Annotated in this window: 16 protein-coding genes; 3 read left to right on the top strand and 13 right to left on the bottom strand. The window is 69.0% G+C overall.

The window, feature by feature from the left end; translation table 11 throughout:
* Positions 1-238: 238 nt before the first annotated feature.
* The 10 genes from tyrS to argC form a co-directional block, all read right to left on the bottom strand.
* Positions 239-1,513 (bottom strand): tyrosine--tRNA ligase, encoded by a 1,275-nt coding sequence (gene tyrS / locus ED92_RS34615; protein ID WP_037345658.1) that lies wholly within the window; start codon positions 1,511-1,513, stop codon positions 239-241.
* Between the two features lie 32 nt (positions 1,514-1,545).
* Positions 1,546-2,181: a DNA-3-methyladenine glycosylase gene (locus ED92_RS34610; RefSeq protein WP_200882778.1), complete on the bottom strand. Its 636-nt coding sequence runs from the start codon at positions 2,179-2,181 to the stop codon at positions 1,546-1,548.
* A gap of 168 nt (positions 2,182-2,349) precedes the next feature.
* Positions 2,350-3,765, bottom strand: a complete 1,416-nt coding sequence (argH, locus tag ED92_RS34605; RefSeq protein WP_016335382.1) for an argininosuccinate lyase — start codon at positions 3,763-3,765, stop codon at positions 2,350-2,352.
* 27 nt (positions 3,766-3,792) lie between these two features.
* Positions 3,793-4,146 (bottom strand): argininosuccinate synthase domain-containing protein, encoded by a 354-nt coding sequence (locus tag ED92_RS34600; protein ID WP_037345652.1) that lies wholly within the window; start codon positions 4,144-4,146, stop codon positions 3,793-3,795.
* Entirely contained in the window at positions 4,136-4,657 is a 522-nt protein-coding gene (locus ED92_RS34595) for an arginine repressor (protein ID WP_016335384.1), read from the bottom strand. The genes ED92_RS34600 and ED92_RS34595 overlap by 11 nt, the downstream gene beginning before the upstream one ends.
* Entirely contained in the window at positions 4,654-5,580 is a 927-nt protein-coding gene (argF, locus tag ED92_RS34590) for an ornithine carbamoyltransferase (protein ID WP_016335385.1), read from the bottom strand. The genes ED92_RS34595 and argF overlap by 4 nt, the downstream gene beginning before the upstream one ends.
* A 16-nt stretch (positions 5,581-5,596) precedes the next feature.
* On the bottom strand, positions 5,597-6,790 hold the full coding sequence (locus ED92_RS34585; RefSeq protein ID WP_037345649.1) for an acetylornithine transaminase: 1,194 nt from the start codon (positions 6,788-6,790) through the stop codon (positions 5,597-5,599).
* Positions 6,787-7,707 (bottom strand): acetylglutamate kinase, encoded by a 921-nt coding sequence (gene argB / locus ED92_RS34580; RefSeq protein WP_037345648.1) that lies wholly within the window; start codon positions 7,705-7,707, stop codon positions 6,787-6,789. The genes ED92_RS34585 and argB overlap by 4 nt, the downstream gene beginning before the upstream one ends.
* On the bottom strand, positions 7,704-8,864 hold the full coding sequence (argJ, locus tag ED92_RS34575; protein WP_037345647.1) for a bifunctional glutamate N-acetyltransferase/amino-acid acetyltransferase ArgJ: 1,161 nt from the start codon (positions 8,862-8,864) through the stop codon (positions 7,704-7,706). The genes argB and argJ overlap by 4 nt, the downstream gene beginning before the upstream one ends.
* Positions 8,861-9,889 (bottom strand): N-acetyl-gamma-glutamyl-phosphate reductase, encoded by a 1,029-nt coding sequence (gene argC, locus ED92_RS34570; RefSeq protein ID WP_037345646.1) that lies wholly within the window; start codon positions 9,887-9,889, stop codon positions 8,861-8,863. The genes argJ and argC overlap by 4 nt, the downstream gene beginning before the upstream one ends.
* 91 nt (positions 9,890-9,980) lie before the next feature.
* Between argC and ED92_RS34565 the strand changes: the two genes are divergently transcribed.
* A complete protein-coding gene (locus tag ED92_RS34565; protein ID WP_037345644.1) occupies positions 9,981-10,946 on the top strand; it encodes a YafY family protein in 966 nt (321 codons plus the stop codon).
* Between the two features lie 42 nt (positions 10,947-10,988).
* On the opposite strand, the gene ED92_RS34560 is transcribed toward ED92_RS34565, so the two are convergent.
* The gene (locus tag ED92_RS34560; protein WP_037345642.1) at positions 10,989-11,483 is read right to left on the bottom strand and encodes a hypothetical protein; all 495 of its coding nucleotides are present in this window, start codon (positions 11,481-11,483) and stop codon (positions 10,989-10,991) included.
* Between the two features lie 206 nt (positions 11,484-11,689).
* Between ED92_RS34560 and ED92_RS34555 the strand changes: the two genes are divergently transcribed.
* Positions 11,690-12,139 carry a DUF6294 family protein gene (locus ED92_RS34555; RefSeq protein ID WP_037345641.1) on the top strand — a complete coding sequence of 150 codons (450 nt, stop codon included), beginning with the start codon at positions 11,690-11,692 and terminating at the stop codon, positions 12,137-12,139.
* A 69-nt stretch (positions 12,140-12,208) separates the two neighbouring features.
* Here ED92_RS34555 and ED92_RS34550 read toward each other — a convergent pair whose 3' ends face one another.
* Positions 12,209-13,795 (bottom strand): alpha/beta hydrolase, encoded by a 1,587-nt coding sequence (locus ED92_RS34550; protein ID WP_037345639.1) that lies wholly within the window; start codon positions 13,793-13,795, stop codon positions 12,209-12,211.
* 185 nt (positions 13,796-13,980) lie between these two features.
* Between ED92_RS34550 and ED92_RS34545 the strand changes: the two genes are divergently transcribed.
* Complete coding sequence (locus tag ED92_RS34545; RefSeq protein ID WP_037345637.1) at positions 13,981-14,673, top strand: DNA alkylation repair protein; 693 nt, start codon at positions 13,981-13,983, stop codon at positions 14,671-14,673.
* Here the strand turns inward: ED92_RS34545 and ED92_RS34540 are convergent.
* The gene (locus ED92_RS34540) at positions 14,654-18,040 is read right to left on the bottom strand and encodes a tetratricopeptide repeat protein (RefSeq protein WP_037345635.1); all 3,387 of its coding nucleotides are present in this window, start codon (positions 18,038-18,040) and stop codon (positions 14,654-14,656) included. The two genes, ED92_RS34545 and ED92_RS34540, sit on opposite strands and share 20 nt — an antisense overlap.
* Positions 18,041-18,082 lie beyond the last annotated feature (42 nt).

The raw sequence follows: 18,082 nt of genomic DNA, 5'->3' as shown, positions 1-18,082 counted from the left end.
GGCCCAAGCCCTATCTTCAATGTTAGAAGCGGCCTTATCCGAAGCAGTCATTCCTAGCAGTTTTTGGTGGGACACCCACTCAATCGCACTGAGCGAGAGCTTGGTTCGTGTCCCGGTCGGCCGCCCGGTTTCCCTGGCGACTTGGAGAACTTTACACGCCCCGAAAGGGCCCGAAACAGGGGGGTACCTTAACCGCGTTTCCGCAGGTCAGAGCCTCTGTTTCGGGCCCGGGCGGCGATCAGCCCCCGACGCGCACGCCGGCGACGTTGCGCTTGCCCTTGCGGACCACCAGCCAGCGGCCGTGCAGAGCGTCGTCCGAGGACGGCTTCCACTCCTCGTCGACGATCTTCGTGTTGTTGACGTACGCGCCGCCCTCCTTGACGGTGCGACGCGCGGCGCCCTTGCTGTCGACGAGTCCGGCCGCGATCAGCAGGTCGACGATGGTCGACTCGCCGTTCGGGTCGACCTTGCCGTTCGGCACCTCGGCCATGGCGGCGTCGAGGGTGGACGAGTCGAGCTCACGCAGCTCTCCCCTGCCGAACAGCGCCTGGCTCGCGGCGATGACCTGGCGGGTCGCCTCTTCACCGTGCACCAGGGTGGTGAAGTCCTCGGCCAGCTTCCGCTGCGCGGACCGCAGGTGCGGGCGCTGCTCGGTGTCCTCGGCCAGTGCCGCGATCTCCTCCTGCCCGAGGAAGGAGAACATCCGCAGGTAGCGGATGACGTCGGAGTCGGCGACGTTCACGAAGTACTGGAACCACGCGTACGGGGACGTCATCTCCGGGTCGAGCCAGACGCTGCCGCCACCGGTGGACTTCCCGAACTTGCGCCCTTCGGTGTCGGTGACCAGCGGCGCGGTCAACGCGTGCGTGTGGCCACCGTCGGTCCGGCGGATCAGGTCGACGCCGCCGACGAGGTTGCCCCACTGGTCCGAGCCGCCGATCTGCAGCTTGCAGCCGTACTCGCGGTACAGGTGCAGGTAGTCCTGCGACTGCAGCAGCAGGTAGCTGAACTCGGTGTAGGACATGCCGTCGGCTTCGAGGCGGCGTTTCACCGTCTCGCGGTTCAGCATGGTGTTGACCGGGAAGTGCTTGCCGACGTCGCGCAGGAACTCGACGACGGTCTGCTTGCCGGTCCAGTTCAGGTTGTTCTCGATGACCGCGCCGGTCGGCGAGTCGTCGAAGTCGACGAACCGCTCCAACTGCCCGCGGATCCGGTCCGCCCACGCGGCGACGGTGTCCAGCGTGTTCAGCGTGCGTTCACCGGTGTCACGCGGGTCGCCGATCATGCCCGTGGCGACACCCGCCAGCACGATCGGCCGGTGCCCGGCGCGCTGGAAACGCGAGAGCATCAGCAGCGGCACCAGGTTGCCGGCGTGCAGGCTGGGCGCGGTCGGGTCGAATCCGCAATAGAGCGTGAGGGGTCCTTGGTCGAGGTCTCGCCGCAGTGCTTCGAGGTCGGTGGATTGCGCGATCAGGCCGCGCCAGGTCAGCTCGTCAAGGATGTGCTCGCTCACGCCTGTAGATCCTCCCGCACCAGGTCAACCGACTATCGGCCGGGGGCGGCCGCCCGTCGCTTGCCACCGCGGCGGTAGGTGGAGACCGCGGGTGATCCGTCGATCCAGAACCGCCACGGCGTGTCCATCGCCATCGCGACCCCGACGCGCGGCCCGGTGCGGATGTCGGCTTCGGGGACCCGTTCGCCGGTGAACAGCCGGACGGGTGACGCGGGGTCGGTCAGGTCGACGCCGTTCTCGGCGCGGTCGATGCTGAGCACCGAGGTGAGGATCGCCGGGCCTTTGGCGAGTTCGCCGTTGCCGCGCGCGGACGGCCTGCGCGCCCTGGCGATGTCCGCACCGGACACCACCTCCCCGGCACGCAGGAGCACGGCGCCCGGCTGCCCGTCTTCGGTGCCGACGACGTTCGCGCAGAAGTGCATGCCGTAGACGAAGTACACGTACAGATGCCCCGCGGGTCCCCACATGACCGCGTTACGCGGGGTCTTGCCGCGATAGCAGTGTGACGCGGGGTCGTCGAGCCCTCGATAGGCCTCGACCTCCACCAGCCGGACCGCGACCGTGCCGTCGGGACCGCTCGCCTCGATCACCGCGCCGAGCAGGAGCGTGGACAGCTCCACCGGATCCAGCGCCAGCTCGCGCCGGGTGAACTGTCTGCCGGTCTCCACGTTCCGCACTCCCCTAACGTCGCGTTCTCCCAGGCCGACCTTAACCGGACGCGCGGCGCGGGCCCCGGGCGAGACGGACGAGGCCGACCAGGCTCCCTGATGCGCGTGAAGGCCCCCTTCCCTCGGCTGAGTCGAGGGAAGGGGGCCTTCACGCGCTTTGGGGGTTGTTCAGCCGAGCCAGGCGCGGTGTTCGGCGACCCGCGCGACCAGACGATCCCGCTGTTCGGCGACGCGCTCCGGAGCGGTACCGCCCCGAGCGTTGCGCGAACTCACGGAACCTTCGACGGTCAGGACCTCGCGCACGGCCGGCGTCAGCGCCGGGTTGATCTTTTCGAACTCTTCGTCGGTCAGTTCGTCCAGCCCGACACCGCGGGCCTCGGCGACGCGGACGCTCTCCCCCGCCGCTTCGTGCGCGACGCGGAACGGCACGCCCTGCCGGACCAGCCATTCGGCGATGTCCGTGGCGAGGGTGAAGCCGGCGGGCGCCAGTTCGGCGAGCCGGTCGGTGTGGAAGGTCAGCGTTTCGAGCATGCCCGCGATCGCCGGGAACAGCAGTTCCAGCTGCTCGACGGAGTCGAAGACCGGCTCCTTGTCCTCCTGCAGGTCACGGTTGTACGCGAGCGGCTGCGCCTTGAGCGTCGCGAGGAGCCCGGTCAGGTTGCCGATCAGCCGTCCGGCCTTGCCGCGGGTCAGCTCGGCGACGTCGGGGTTCTTCTTCTGCGGCATGATCGAACTGCCGGTCGCCCAGGCGTCGTCGAGGGTGACGTAGCCGAACTCGGCGGTGTTCCAGATGATCACCTCTTCGGCGATCCTGGACAGGTTGACCGCGAGCATCGCGACGTCGAAGGCGAACTCGGCGACGAAGTCCCGCGAGGCGGTGCCGTCGATCGAGTTCTCGACGCTGGTGTCGAAGCCCAGCTCCTCGGCGACGGCCTCCGGGTCGAGGCCGAGCGAGGATCCCGCCAGCGCGCCGGAGCCATAGGGCGACTCGGCGGTGCGAGCGTCCCAGTCACGCAAGCGGGTGACGTCGCGCAGCAGCGACTGGCCGTGTGCGAGCAGGTGGTGCGCCAGCAGGACGGGCTGGGCGTGCTGCAGGTGGGTCCGGCCCGGGAGGATCGCGTCCGGGTGCCGCTTCGCCTGCGAAACGAGTGCGTCGACGACGCCGAGGGTGCCCGCGACCACGCGGCGGGCGGCGTCGCGCAGCCACATCCGGAACAGCGTCGCGACCTGGTCGTTGCGCGAACGGCCCGCCCGGAGCTTGCCGCCGAGTTCGGTGCCGGCCCGCTCCAGGAGACCGCGTTCGAGCGCGGTGTGGACGTCCTCGTCGGCGACGGTCGGGGTGAACGCGCCCGAGGCCACGTCCTGCGCGAGGGTGTCCAGCGCGGCGAGCATGCCGGTCAGCTCGTCTTCGGTGAGCAGCCCCGCCTTCCGCAGCACCCGCGCGTGGGCCCGCGACCCGGCGATGTCGTACGGCGCCAGCCGCCAGTCGAAATGGGTCGACGCGCTCAGCGCCGCCATCGCCTCGGCCGGTCCGCTGGCGAACCGGCCGCCCCACAGCTGCACCGGCTGCTCATTCCCGCTCACAACACTCCTCTAATTCTTTGGTTCTCTTCAGGCGACTGACCGGTCGAAGGTAGCGCCTGTGGTGAAGTCGTACAGCGCGCGCTCGTCGCGCGCGGAGTTCACGACCGCGTTGCCGCGGTGCAGGACCAGCCGGACCTCGCCGGACACGCGCCCGGTGCTGACCTTTCGCAGTTCCTCGTGCGCGGTGACCAGCGCGAGCGCGCCGGGCCCCTCGTAGATCTCGCGTCCTGTGAGCCCGAAGGCGCCGATACGGCGGTTCAGCTGCTGGAAGGCCTCCAGCAGTGTCACGGTTTCCCCGTCGATGGCCACCGGTACACCTTCGTCGAAGGTGATGACCAGTTTCTCCTCCTCGTCCGGGAACGTGAACCCGTCAGGCGTCACCCTCGGTCTCCTCACCGCCGTCCACTGTGGACGACCGCCGGGCCAGCGCCATGAAACGCTCGGCCAGATCCTTGCCGGACAACGGTTCCCTCGCGATCACCGCGACCGTGTCGTCGCCGGCGATCGAGCCGACGACCTCCTCCAGCGCCGCCCTGTCGATGGCGCTGGCCAGGAACTGCGCCGCCCCCGGCGGGGTGCGCAGCACCGTCAGGTTCCCCGACGAGTCCGCCGAAACGAGCAGTTCGGCGAGCAGCCGCGAAAGCCGGGAGGTACCGCCCTGCACTCCGCGTACCGGGCTGCCGTCCTCCGGAATGACATACACCGGCGCGCCGGAATCGGCACCTCGGAGCTTCACCGCGCCCAGTTCGTCGAGGTCGCGGGACAACGTCGCCTGCGTGACGTCGATACCTTCCGCGGCCAGGAGCTTCGCGAGCTCCGTCTGGCTGCGGATGGCCATCGAGGACACGAGTTCGGTGATCCGGGCCTGCCGGGTGACCCTGCTGCCGGTCATCGTCGCTTCTCGTCCATGAGCCACACCAGCAGTGCTTTCTGGGCGTGCAGCCGGTTCTCGGCCTCGTCCCAGACCGCGCTCGCCGGCCCGTCGATGACCTCGTCGGTGATCTCCCAGCCGCGGTGCGCGGGCAGGCAGTGCAGCACGATCGCCTCGTCCGCGGCGCGGCGCATCAGCGCGGAGTTAACCTGCAACTCACGGAACGGCCCGACCCGGTCGAGACCGTCGTTCTCCTGGCCCATGGAGGTCCAGGTGTCGGTGACGACGACGTCCGCGCCTTCGACGGCGGCGTACGGATCGGTGAAGACCGTGGTGCTGCCGCCGGTCTCCGTCGACCGGTGCTTGGCGTCGAGCATGACCTGCTGATCCGGCTGGAAACCCTCCGGCGAGACGACGCGGACGTGCATCCCGGCCGTGGTCCCGCCCAGCAGCAGCGAATGCGCCATGTTGTTGGCGCCGTCGCCGAGGTACACCAGGGTGAGCCCGGCGAGCTTGCCCTTGCGTTCGCGGATGGTCATCAGGTCGGTGAGCACCTGGCACGGGTGGAACTCGTCGGTGAGCGCGTTGATCACCGGGATGCTCGCCGCCGAGGCCATCGCGTCGATGCGCTTCTGGGCGAAGGTCCGCCAGACGATCGCGTCGAGGTACCGCGAAAGCACGCGCGAGGTGTCTTCGATGGTCTCTTCGCGGCCGAGCTGCATGGAGCGGCCGTCGACGATGACCGGATTGCCGCCGAGCTGGGCGATGCCCACCTCGAAGGAGAACCTGGTCCGGGTGGAGTTCTTCTCGAAGATCGCCGCGACGGACTTGCCCTCCAGCGCGCGGGAGCTCAAGGGCTCGGCCTTCAGCTGGTCGGCGAGGTCCAGGATCTCGGCCTGTTCGGCCGGGCTGAGATCGTCGTCACGGAGGAAGTTGCGGAGCATGCGTTTCGTCTCTGTCCTAGGTGGTGGTGGAATCGAGCGCCCCGGGAAGGGCTTCGAGGAATCCCGCGGCCTCGTCGGCGCTCAGGATCAGCGGCGGTGCCAGCCGGATGGTGTCCGGGGCGATGGGGTTGACCAGGTACCCCGCGTCCTGCGCGGCCTTGGCGACCTTCGCCGAGACCGGTTCGCGCAAGGCGATGCCGAGCAGCAGCCCGGCGCCGCGGACCCCGGACACCAGCGGGTGGCCGAGCTCCTCCACACGGGAGGCGATGTCCTTGCCCAGTGCGGAAACGTGGTCGTTCAGGTTGTCCTTGGCGATGGTCTTGAGCACGGCGAGCCCGGCGGCGCAGCAGACCGGGTTGCCGCCGAAGGTGGTGCCGTGCTGCCCCGGTTTCACCAGCTCCCCCGCCTCGCCGACGCCGATGACCGCGCCGATCGGCAGACCGCCGCCGAGCCCCTTGGCCAGGGTGATGACGTCCGGGACGATGCCGGCGTGCTGGAAGGCGAACCACGCGCCGGTGCGGCCGATGCCGGTCTGCACCTCGTCGAGGACCAGCAGGGTCCCGGTCGCCTTGGTGATCTCCCGCGCGGCCTGGAGGTACCCGTCCGGCGCCGGGACGACGCCCGCCTCCCCGAGGATCGGCTCGAGGAAAACCGCCGCCGTTTCGGTGTCCACCGCGGCGCGAAGCGCGTCGATGTCACCGTAGGGAACGTGGGTGACGCCGGGAACCAGCGGCTCGAACGCGTCCCGCTTCGACGGCTGGCCGGTCAGTGTCAGCGCGCCCATGGTGCGGCCGTGGAAGGCGCCCTCGCACGCGATGACCTTGGTCCGCCCGGTGAGCCTGCTGATCTTCAGCGCGGCTTCGTTGGCTTCCGCGCCGGAGTTGACGAACAGCACCTTCGCGTTGCCGGACAGGCCGGCGACGTCCAGGAGGGTTTCGGCCAGTTCGACGGCGACCGGGTTCACGTAGAGGTTCGAGGTGTGGCCGAGTTTCGCGATCTGCTCGGTGACGGCGGCGACCACGGCGGGGTGGGCGTGGCCGAGCGCGTTGACCGCGATGCCGCCCAGCAGGTCGACGTACGGCTTGCCGTCGGCGTCCCAGACCTTCGCCCCCTCACCGCGGACCAGGGTCAGCGCCGGGGTGCCGTAGTTGTCCATGAGGGAAGACTTCCAGTGCTCCTGGCCGTCTACATTGGACTTGTACGTGGTCACGGGAGCTCCGTTTCGGGGAAGACCATGGTACCGATGCCGCGGGAGGTGAAGACCTCCAGCAACACCGAATGGGCGATGCGGCCGTCGATCACGTGCGCGCGGCGGACGCCGCCGCGGATGGCGCGCACGCAGGCCTCCATCTTCGGGATCATGCCGCTGGCGAGGCCGGGAAGCAGGGTTTCGAGGCGGTCCACCCTGATCCTGTCGACCAGCGAACCGCGGTCCGGCCAGTTGGCGTAAAGGCCTTCGACATCCGTGAGCACGACGAGCTTTTCCGCGCCGAGCGCCGCGGCCAGCGCACCGGCCGCGGTGTCGGCGTTGATGTTGTGCACGACGCCGTCGACGTCCGGGGCCACGGTGGAGACCACCGGGATCCGGCCCGCGTTGACGATGTCGAGCACGGCGTCCGGGTTGACCTCGGAGACCTCACCGACGAGCCCGATGTCGACCGGCACACCGTCCACAGTGGCCTGTTTGCGCTCGGCGGTGAACAGCCGCGCGTCCTCGCCGGAGATGCCGACCGCGTACGGGCCGTGCGCGTTGATCAGGCCGACCAGTTCGCGGCTGACCTGCCCGGTCAGCACCATGCGGACGATGTCCATCGTCTCGGGTGTGGTGACGCGCAGGCCGCCCTTGAACTCGCCTTCGACGCCGAGCCGGGTGAGCATCGCGGTGATCTGCGGCCCGCCGCCGTGCACCACCACCGGACGCAGCCCCACCGTGCGCAGGAAGACCATGTCCTCGGCGAAGGCCTGCTTGAGGCTCTCGTCGATCATGGCGTTGCCGCCGTACTTCACCACGACGGTGGCGCCGTGGAAACGCTGCAGCCAGGGCAAGGCCTCGATGAGGATCGCGGCCTTCTCGGCGGCCGTCGCGAGCCGCTCGTCCGCGGGGACGGTGGATTCGGAAGGGCTCATGACGAATACGCGCTGTTCTCTTCGACGTACGCGTGCGAGAGGTCGGTCGTGTAGATCGTCGCCCCGCCTTCGCCGAGGCCGAGGTCGACGACGATCTGGATGTCCCGACCCGAAAGGTCCGCCTCGGAGCGGTCCGCCGCGGTGGTGCCCTTGGCGAAGAGGGTGATGCCGTTGATCGCGATGGAGACCTTCTCCGGGTCGATCTCCGCCGGCACGCGGCCCAGCGCCATGGCGATGCGGCCCCAGTTCGGGTCGGAACCGAACAAGGCGGTCTTGACCAGATTGTCCTCGGCGATCGTCCGGCCGACGGCGATGGCGTCGGCCTCGCTCGCCGCGCCGGCGACCGTGACGTCGACGTACTTGGTCGCGCCCTCGGAGTCCGCGCGGAGCTGCAGCACGAGGTCGAGGCTGACGGCGGTGAGGAGTTCGGTCAGTTCGGCCTCGGTCGGCTCGACACCGCTGGCACCGGACGCGAGGACGAGCACCGTGTCGTTGGTGGAGGTCCCGCCGTCGACGTCGAGCCGGTCGAAGGTCACGCCGGTGGCGGCGCGCAGGGCCTTGTCCAGGACTTCGGGCGTGACGACCGCGTCGGTGGTGAGGACGGAGAGCATCGTCGCGAGGTTCGGCGCGAGCATGCCCGCGCCCTTGGCGAACCCGCCGACGCTCCAGCCGCTTTCGTGCTTCGCGGCCGCCTGCTTCGGCTTGGTGTCGGTGGTCATGACCGCGGTGGCGGCGGCGAGGTCGGCCTCGTCCCCGGTGCCGAGCCGCCCGAAGGCGGTGTCCACCCCGGAGAGCAGCGCGTCCATCGGCAGCCGCTCGCCGATCAGGCCGGTCGAGCAGACCGCGACCTCGATCGCGCCGGCTTCGAAGAGTCCCGCGACCTTCTCGGCGGTCTGGTGGGTGTCCTGGAAACCGCCGGGGCCGGTGGCGGCGTTCGCGCCGCCGGAGTTGAGGACGACGGCCTTGAGCCGCTGCTGCTTGAGCACTTCCTGCGACCACAGGACGGGCGCGGCCTTGATCACGTTGCGCGTGAAGACGCCGGCCGCGACCTGCAGCGGTCCGTCGTTGACGACGAGCGCGAGGTCGAGCTTGCCCTCGGCCTTGATCCCGGCGGCGACGCCCGCGGAACGGAATCCCTTCGGCTGGGTGACGGTCACGGAGCGACTCCTACGGTCGGTAGTCCGGTGGTTTCGGGGAGGCCGAGGGCGATGTTCATCGACTGGACGGCGCCGCCCGCGGTGCCCTTGGTCAGGTTGTCGATGGCCGCGACCACGATCAGGCGCCGGGTGTCGGCGTCGACGGTGACCTGCAGCTGGACGTTGTTCGAGCCGACGACCGATGCCGAAGACGGCCACCTGCCCTCGGGCAGCAGCTGGACGAACGGCTCGGTGGCGTACGCCTTTTCGTAGACCTCGCGGGCGCCTTCGGCGTCCAGGTCGGTCTTGAGGGCGGCGCTCGCGGTGGTGAGGATCCCGCGCGGCATCGGGGCCAGCACCGGGGTGAACGAGACCTTGACCCGCTCGCCCGCGACCGCGGACAGGTTCTGCGCGAACTCGGGAGTGTGCCGATGGGCGCCACCGACGCCGTACGCCGTGGCCGAGCCCATCACCTCCGAACCGAGGAGGTTCGGCTTCAGGCTCTTGCCCGCGCCCGAGGTCCCGGTGACGGCGACGACGTTGATCTCCGGCTCGACAAGGCCCGCGGCGAGCGCCGGGGCGAGGGCGATCGAGCCGCCGGTCGGGAAGCACCCGGGGACCGCGATGCGTTTGGTCCCGGCGAGACGTTCGCGTGCTCCGGGGAGCTCGGGAAGCCCGTACGGCCACTGCCCGGCGTGGTCTCCGCCGTACCAGCGCTGCCAGTCGGCCGCGTCCGAGAGGCGGTGGTCCGCGCCGAGGTCGACCACCAGGACGTCCGGGCCCAGTTGCGCGGCGATGGCGCCGGAGTGACCGTGGGGCAGGGCGAGGAAGACGACGTCATGTCCGGCCAGGGTCTCCGGGGTCGTCTCCAGCAGGACCCTGTCCGCCAGTGGGACGAGGTGCGGCTGATGCTGGACGAGCGGCGTCCCCGCGGAGCTGGCCGCGGTGAGCGCGCCGATCTGGATTTCGGGATGGGTCAGCAGCAGGCGCAGGAGTTCGCCGCCCGCGTACCCGCTGGCTCCGGCCACCGCGATCTTCACCGTCATACGCATGATTATGCACTCCCATGCAAGTTCAATCAAACAAAGTCGTGTGGCTCACCCGATATGGGACTCCGTACGAGGCATCCTTGATCGCATGACGGACACGCCCGCCCGGCTGCTCAGCCTGCTGTCGCTCCTGCAGACCCCGCGCGAGTGGCCTGGCAGCGAGCTCGCCGAACGGCTGGAGGTCAGCCCGCGGACCATCCGGCGCGACATCGACCGGCTGCGTGAGCTCGGTTACCCCGTCGAGGCGTCGCGAGGCTCCGAGGGCGGCTACCGGCTGGGCGCCGGCACGGCGATGCCACCGCTGCTGCTCGACGACGAGGAGGCCGTCGCGATCGCGGTCGGTCTCCGCGGCGCCGCCGGGCAGGCGATCTCGGGTATCGAGGAGTCTTCGGTGCGGGCGCTCGCCAAACTCGAGCAGGTGCTGCCTTCGCGGCTGCGTTATCGCGTCGGCGCGCTCGGCGCCGCGACCGTGCCGCTCCCCGGCACGGGCCCCGCGGTGGACCCGGAACATCTCACCGTCTTCGCGGGCGCGATCGCCAACACCGAGCGGACCCGGTTCACCTACCGCACCGGCGACGGGACCGAATCCCGGCGGCACGTCGAACCCCACCGGCTCGTCTCCGCCGGACGCCGCTGGTACCTGCTCGGCTACGACCTCGACCGGGACGACTGGCGGATCTTCCGCGCGGACCGGATCTCGGAGCCGAGGGCGACCGGCGGCCGGGCCACTCCGAGACAGCCACCCGCGGAGGACGTGGCGGCCTATGTCACCGACAAGATGTACAGCCTCCTTCCCACTTACAGCGCACGCGTGACCCTGCACGCGCCGATCGGCCAGGTCGCCCCCGCGATAGGCGAGGGGTTCGGCGAACTGGAATCGCTGGACGACGAGACCTGCGTTTTCCACGCGGGCACGGACACCCTGGACTGGCTCGCGTTCCGGCTCCTCGGGCTCGGCTGTGAATTCACCGTGCACGAGCCGCCGGAACTGATCGAGCACCTCCGGAAGATGGCCGCGCGGGCGGAACGCGGAGCCGGGTCCACAGTGGACTGACGGCGGTCGCGAAAGACCGAAGGCCCTCGCGACCGCCGGTGTTCAGCCGAGTTCAGCCACCTCTCGTTGGCTCGGCGGGATGGGGAGATACGCGCCCCGGCGCTCCGGGTCGCAGCCGACCCTGGGCAACCGGGCACGGATCCCGCCCGGTGTCCGCTCGAACCGCCGCGCGATCTCCTCGACGCTTTCCCCGGCGAGCCAACGGCTTTCCAGTTCCGCGTCGAGCTCGTCCGACCACGGCAGGCCCTGCTGCGCGGGACGGTCCGCCGATCTTCGACGGCCGTTCCGGCCGGTGCCCCGTCCGGCGAACGCCAGGAGGGTGTCGGAAAGGACGGTCGCCAAGGCCGGTACGGCTTCGGCGTCGATATCGAGCCTGCCTTCGGCGACAGGCTCCTCCAGCGGTCCGGCTCCGCCGACCATGACGGTCACCCAGCGGTCTTCCCCGGCCGCGCCGCCACCCTCACGGGCGGCGACCTCGATGCGATAAACGGTGTCCTGCACCCGGATCTCGGTCCGGTGCTCTTCGACGATGGTCATGCCGGGGACGGTAACGGGCGGGCCTGACAATTCGCCGGTGCGGCGAGGGGATTCGGTGCGCGACCGGAACTTTCCTCGCTTTCGCGGGCGCGAGGCGGCCGGTCATGGCCCTATCGGCCACCCCCGTTGCCGCACCTAAGTGATCTCGACCGCGATCATCCGCGGGTTAGCTTTGCTCATCGGTTCGTCCACGATGGGGAGGAAAAATGACGACCAAGGCACGTCGGATGGCGCTTTTCGTGACAATGCTCGTGCTCGCGATCGGGACCGTCTTCGCCACGCCGGCCTCGGCCGGGACGACGGCGTCCACCACCACACTGGCCACCTGCACAGGAGCGAATTCCTGCTGGTTCACCTGGGGTCGCATCCAGGCCGGGGACTGCACGATGGACAACGCGAAGTGGACACTCAGGCGCGACGGCAGTGCTTCGTTCGAGGCGACGATCGTCAGCAGCGACAGCAACGACGCTTGGCTGATGTGGGTGAACATCTTGGACAGCAACGGCATCGTCCTCGGGCCCATCCATCACGGCGGTGACACCAAGTTCGTCAAAGGCACCGTCAAGAACGTGTGGCACTGGTGGTTCGCCGAGGGATCGTTCGACGCCAGGTTCTTCGACCGTATCCACAGCATGCGGATGACGAGCCACTGCTGAGAAGCCCTAGAGCGAAGAAATGCCCCGGTCCGGAAACCCGGACCGGGGCATCGCGACATCCCGAACAACTCAGAAAGGCAGCGCCTGAGCCAGCGCCTCCTTCTTCACTTCGGCGACCGAAGACGGCACATCCGACTTCGCGGCCGCGGAAGCACCGGCCGGAACCGGCTGCGGGACCGCGGCGCACTGCACGTCCGAACCGTTGCCCGGCTTGCGCACGGGCAGCTTTCCGGTCAGCAGGTAGTCCGCGATCTTGTCGTCCACACAGGACACACCGGACAGCGAGCCCGAGTGCGTCGTGCCACCCGGAGCGCTGATCAGGCTGGAGTTCGGGTAGCGCTTGCGGACCTCGAGGCTGCCGGGGTACGGCGTCGCGGCGTCGTTCTCCTCGTTGACCAGCAGGATGCCGGGGACCTTGCTCCCGTCGATCTCCACCGGCTTGCCCGGCTTCGCGGGCCAGTCGAGGCACGGGGCGTTGAACCAGGCGTTGCCCCAGGTCTCGAACGGAGCCCGGAAGTGCGTGACCCAGTTGTCGAACTTCCAGCGGGGCCAGCTCTGCGGCCACGCCACGTCGGTGCACTGCACGGCCGCGTACACCGCGTAGCCGTTGTCCTGACCCGGCGGGTTGGAGTCGTCGTACAGGCCCTTCAAGGTCTGCCAGTCACCCTTGTGCACCCAGCCCGAGAAGGCGTTCGCGATGTCTTCCCAGCCGAAGACGTAGTAGCCGGCCTGCAGGAAGATGTCCGTCCACTCGGATCCGCCGATGACGCCGCCCGCGGGCTTGTCGTACAGCTTCTTCTGCTCGGCGTACCACAGCTTCTCGACCGCGGCGGCGGTGTTGCCGAGGTGGTAGACGGAGTCGTACTTGGCGAGCCAGCCGAAGTAGGTCTTGATGTTCTTGTCGAAGGCGATGTCCTGGTTCAGGTTCGCCTTGTACCAGACGTCGCGGGGGTCGACGGTGCCGTCGAACACCATCCGCCGCACGTTCTGCGGGAACAGCGTGCTGTAGACCTGCCCGAGGTAGGTGCCGTAGGAGAAGCCGTAGTAGTTGATCTGCTTCTCGCCCAGCGCCTTGCGCAGGCTGTCGACGTCCTTCGCCACGTCGATGGTCTTGATGTGGTCGAGGATCGCGCCGTTCTTGGCGCACGCCTTCGCGTAACCCTTCGCCTTCTCACGCCACGCCGTCTCGATGGCGCGCGTGGTCGGCACGTACTGCGGGCGGTTGTAGGAGGCGTAGTTCCCGTCGCAGGTCAGCGACGGCTTGCTCTCCCCCACGCCGCGCGGGTCGAAGCCGATCCAGTCGTACTCCTCACCCGCCTTCTTGGGGACGGCCCGGCCGAGCGTCGACAGCCCGAGGCCCGAACCGCCGGGGCCACCCGGGTTGACGATCATGACGCCCTGCGACTGGGCGGACTTGTGCTTCACCCGCGAGACGGCGATCGAGATCTTCTCCCCGCCCGGCTTCGCGTAGTCCAACGGGACCTCGAGGAAACCGCATTCCGCGCCGGCCTTGACCAGGCTCGGGCGCGTACAGGCTCCCCAGGAGATGGGCTTCGGATCGAAGTCCGACGCCGAGGCGGCCGTGGCGGAGGGAGCGAGCGCCATGGTGCCGACGCCGATCCCCGCGACCGCCAGGGCGGCAACGAATTTCTTCACTGTGTTCCTTTTCGTCCGCGTTCGACCCGGTCGGGCCGAAGCTACCGAGAACCGGCTTCAATCTCGCTGACCGACACGTTGACCGCCATCCCTCTTTAGTCGGTATCCGATCCCCGATCCGGGCATATCAGTCTTGTCGGTCCCCTGTCGTACGCTCGCGGCGCCCACTGGGGAAAGGAGAACGCATGGACGAGGTGAAAAGCCTGGTTTCGGCGGTTCGCAACGGTTTGGCCGCGCTGGCCGATCCGGGGAAAGCGCCGTCGATGCGGGCGTACATGAAGTCGGAAATGCCGTTCCTCGGTGTGGCGTCACCGCCTCGGGCGGCCTTGCTGAAGCGGGTCTACGCCGAAAATCCGCTACCCGATCGTGTGAGCTTTTCGACGGCAATTCTCACGTTGTGGCGGGAGGCCGAGTTCCGGGAAGAGCGCTATGCGGCGATCGCCCTTTCCGGGCATCGCGCGTACACCCGTTGGCAGGACGTCGATCTGCTCGGCCTGTACGAGGAGATGATCGTGACGGGCGCGTGGTGGGACTATGTGGACGAAGTCGCCATCCGCCGGATCGGGCCGATCCTCCGCGCGGAACCCGAGACGGTGACCACGCTGATGCTGACCTGGGCCTACGACGAGGACAGGTGGCGCCGCCGTACCGCGGTCATCTGCCAGATCGGCGCCAAGGGCGGAACGGACACCGATCTGCTCACCCGTGCCGTCGAGGCGAATATCGACGACAAGGACTTCTTCCTGCGCAAGGGAATCGGCTGGGCCCTGCGCGAGTACGCGAAGACCGAGCCGGACTGGGTGCGCGCGTTCGTCGCCGCGCATCCGGCACTGTCCACTCTGTCCAGAAAGGAGGCGCTCAAGCACCTGGGAGAGTGAGCACCGGCCTGGGGATGAGGGCGATGAGATCCTCGATCACCCCGCCGAGTTCGGGCACCAGCACTCGTAGCTCCTTGAGATCGCGCAGCAACTCCAGGCGCGTCTCCTGTGGCGCGCCCTTTTCGAGCAGGGCCTCGAGGCCACGGGTCACTTCTTCCTCACGGCCGAGGACGAGGAGGTAGAAGAGCGGTTGGACCTGGGCGTCCCAGTCGAAGTCGCCGGAAGCAGACCGGGACGAAGCCTTGTCGAGGCCTTCGTTCAGCGCCTGGCGGGCTTCTTCGGTCTTCCCGGTCTTCAGCCAGACGAGGGTGAGGAGGTTGTGCGCCCAGCCGAATTCCGGCGCGAGCGGGGCCAGAAGCGTCTCCGCCTCGTCGAACTCCCCCGCGAACAACAAGGCCTCCCCGAGGCTCTCGCGGTATTCGGAGTCCTCGGGATCCGAGGCGACCAGTTCGCGCAGCTCCCGGATGGCCTCCTGGTACTCGCCTGCCCGGCAGCGGATGTCCGCATGCAGCGCGCGGGCGCTCTCTTCGTGCCCTGCTTCCAGCGCGCTTTCCGTGTCGGCCAACGCGCCTTCCAGATCACCGAAGAGGAAGCGATGGCGAGCGCGCCGGTAGGCGGCGTATCCGCTGCCCTGCCCCAGACGCACCCCTTCGTCCAGGGCGGCCCGGGCTTCGTCGTGACGGTCGAGACCTGTGAGGATGTCGCCCCGGGTGGTGTGGAAGAAGGCCATCTCCGGGCTCGCCGCCACCGCGACGTCGATGTCGGCGAGAGCCTCCGCGAACTCGCGGGCGCGCTGATGGGTCATCGCGCGCCAGGTGTGCGCCCATTCGTTGCCGGGTTCGAGTTCGATCGCGCGGCTCAAGGACGCGATCGCTTCTTGATTCCTCCTCAGCCGGCTGAGCATCATCCCTCGCTGCAGGTGATTCTCGGCGTCTTCGGGAGCGAGTTCGATCGCACGCTCGTAATCGGCGAGCGCCGCCTCACGATCGTCCAGCTCGTCATGCGCCTGGCCGCGCATGTAGTACGCCCACTCGTAGTCCGGGTCGATCCGCAGCGCGGCGGTGAAACCGTCCACGGCGAGCCGGTACCGCTCAGCGCGGTGGTGGAAGGCGGCCCGGATCGCGTGGGCCCTGGCGCTGCCGGGATCCGCCGCGACGATCGCGTCGAAGGCCGCCGACGCGGCATCCCCGTCTTCGGTCCGCTCCAGGAACAACGCCAGCTCGGTCAGGTAGTAGACGTCTTTGGGGCGGAGGGCGGCGGCCGCGCGGTGACCGGCGAGTGCTTCTTCGTCGTCTCCCAGCTCGGCGAACAGCGTGGCCCGGTAGTGGACGGCCCAGGCGTAGTCGGGATCGAGCCGGATCGCGATGTCGATCTCGTCGATCGCCTTCCGGACGTCGCCGCGTTTGAAATGCACCTCGCTCCGGATGGAGTACGCCCACGTGTGGTCGGGCTGCAGGCGGACGGCCTCGTCGAGGTCCGCCATCGCGCCGTCGAGATCGCCGAGCTCGGCACGGGCGGAACCGCGTCCACGCCACGAATAGGCGTAACCGGGATCGAGTTCGATCGCCCGGTTCAGATCCGACAACGCCCGTTCCCAGTCACCCTCGTTGCGGAACAGGTTGCCCCGATCGCTCCACGGGTAGGGGTCGGCGGGGTTCAGATCGAGAGCCCGATCGAAGTCGCGTGTCGCCGCGGCGATGTCGTCTTGTCCTTCGTGGGCCCACGCGCGCCGCCGGATCACCGTCGAAAGCCGGGCGGCGTCGAGTTCACCCGCGCCGGCGAGCAGGTCGAGCACCGGGATCTCCCTCGGGCCGTCGCCGTCGCCGATCGCGGCGGTCAGCCGTTGTCCCCAGCCCAGTACCGAAGGCGCGTCCGCGTCGACACCCGCCTGCTCCATCATGCGTGCCCAAGCGCGTGCGGGAGCGATACCGGTGGTGATCATCTCGGCCGCGCCGAGCAGCGCGTCCGGCAGCGCGTCGGCCGGGGCGCCGCAGAGCCGGTGATAGGTCTGTTCGAGCTTCCTCTTCTGCCAGCGCTCGTCGCTCCAGGCGTCGCGATGGCTGCTCAGGCCGAGTTCGGCACATCGGCCTTCGTAGTACTCGGCGAGCCGAAGGTGGCGTTCGGCGAACTCGGCGGGCGAACGCCCGCGTTCCAGCCGCACCATCGGGCCGCGGACCACCGGGTGGTAGCGCACCGGAAGCTCGCGGCGGCCGACGAACGGCAGTTCCCGCAGCCAGCGGAAGGTCTCCCCCGCGGTCTCCTTCCCGGTCAGCACGCCGATGACGTCCTCGTCGAGCAAACGGGGCAGCGACGCGGTGGCGGCGATGTCCTTCCTGGCCTTTTCCGGGACCCAGTGCAGGAATCGCTTGACCGCGTCATCGCTGGGATCGCCGACGGCGTCCGCTCCGACGGGGTTCCCGCGGGCCAGCATGGCGACCAGGACGGGCAGGCCGTCGGTCAGCCGCAGCACGATCTCGATGACCTGTTCGTCGGTGATCCCGTGTTCGGCGAGCAGGCGCCGTGCCTCCGGCTCGGTGAACGGCCGGAGTTCGATCTCGCGCATCAGCGGCGCGTGCCGGTTCCAGTTCGTCTCGTCCAGCGGGAACTGTCCCGCGACGGTGAGCACCAGGTTCTGCGGCAGATCGCCGTACAGTCCGGCGAACAGATCGAGCAGCCAGGTCTCCAGGACCGGCGCGGTCCGCTCGAAGGTGTCGAAGAACAGCGCGATCTGCCGCGTCTCCGGAATACGCCACAGATCTTCGACGAACGGTTTGGTGAGCTCCTCCGCCGGTTCGAGGAGCAGCTGGACATCGGCCTTCCGCTTGAACTTCGCCGCGAGGTAGACCTGAAGCTGCTCCAGCTGTTTCGCCGTCGCGTCCGCGTCGATCGCGTCGGCGGCGATACTTCCGCCTGGCAGGGTCTTCGCGACGCCGAGACCCGCCTTGACCACGGTCTTCGTCACGAGGGCGCGGCCCGCGGCGGGGGCCTGCGGATCGCTGTGAAGCCGTTCCCTCGCCTTGAGATAGGACTCGTAGCGCTTCTCGAAGCGGCGCATCTCGTACCCGCCGCGAGCGAGGTCCTTCGCCAGTTTGACCAACGTCGCGGGCAAATCCTGCTGCCGGTCGTCGGCGAACCCGACGGCGGCGCGGGCTTCCTCGGCGATACCGCGAAGCTGGTCGAGCAGGAACGACTTGCCGACCCCCGCGAGACCGTGCACCGAGTACAGATACCGGCGGCGCCGGTCGTCTCCGGACAACCCCAGATTGTCCCGGAAGTCCTCACGTTCCCCGACCCTGCCGACGAAACCGTCGCTCAGCCTGGCGCGGGCGATGTCTTGGATGCTGGACCGGCCGTCTGGACGTGACACAAGTCCTCACTTTGCCACACCTGAAGCGCGTGAAGGCCCCCT

This window comes from Amycolatopsis sp. MJM2582, assembly GCF_000754115.1.
GTDB lineage: Bacteria > Actinomycetota > Actinomycetes > Mycobacteriales > Pseudonocardiaceae > Amycolatopsis > Amycolatopsis japonica.
This window is presented reverse-complemented; position numbering and strand designations above follow the sequence as displayed.

Excerpts from the sequence above, each read along its gene's own strand:
- ED92_RS34560 (WP_037345642.1), bottom strand. The coding sequence starts at position 11,483 with ATGACCATCGTCGAAGAGCACCGGACCGAGATCCGGGTGCAGGACACC.
- ED92_RS34595 (WP_016335384.1), bottom strand. The coding sequence starts at position 4,657 with ATGACCGGCAGCAGGGTCACCCGGCAGGCCCGGATCACCGAACTCGTG.
- ED92_RS34565 (WP_037345644.1), top strand. The coding sequence starts at position 9,981 with ATGACGGACACGCCCGCCCGGCTGCTCAGCCTGCTGTCGCTCCTGCAG.
- argF (WP_016335385.1), bottom strand. The coding sequence starts at position 5,580 with ATGCTCCGCAACTTCCTCCGTGACGACGATCTCAGCCCGGCCGAACAG.
- argC (WP_037345646.1), bottom strand. The coding sequence starts at position 9,889 with ATGACGGTGAAGATCGCGGTGGCCGGAGCCAGCGGGTACGCGGGCGGC.
- ED92_RS34545 (WP_037345637.1), top strand. The coding sequence starts at position 13,981 with ATGGACGAGGTGAAAAGCCTGGTTTCGGCGGTTCGCAACGGTTTGGCC.
- ED92_RS34555 (WP_037345641.1), top strand. The coding sequence starts at position 11,690 with ATGACGACCAAGGCACGTCGGATGGCGCTTTTCGTGACAATGCTCGTG.
- argB (WP_037345648.1), bottom strand. The coding sequence starts at position 7,707 with ATGAGCCCTTCCGAATCCACCGTCCCCGCGGACGAGCGGCTCGCGACG.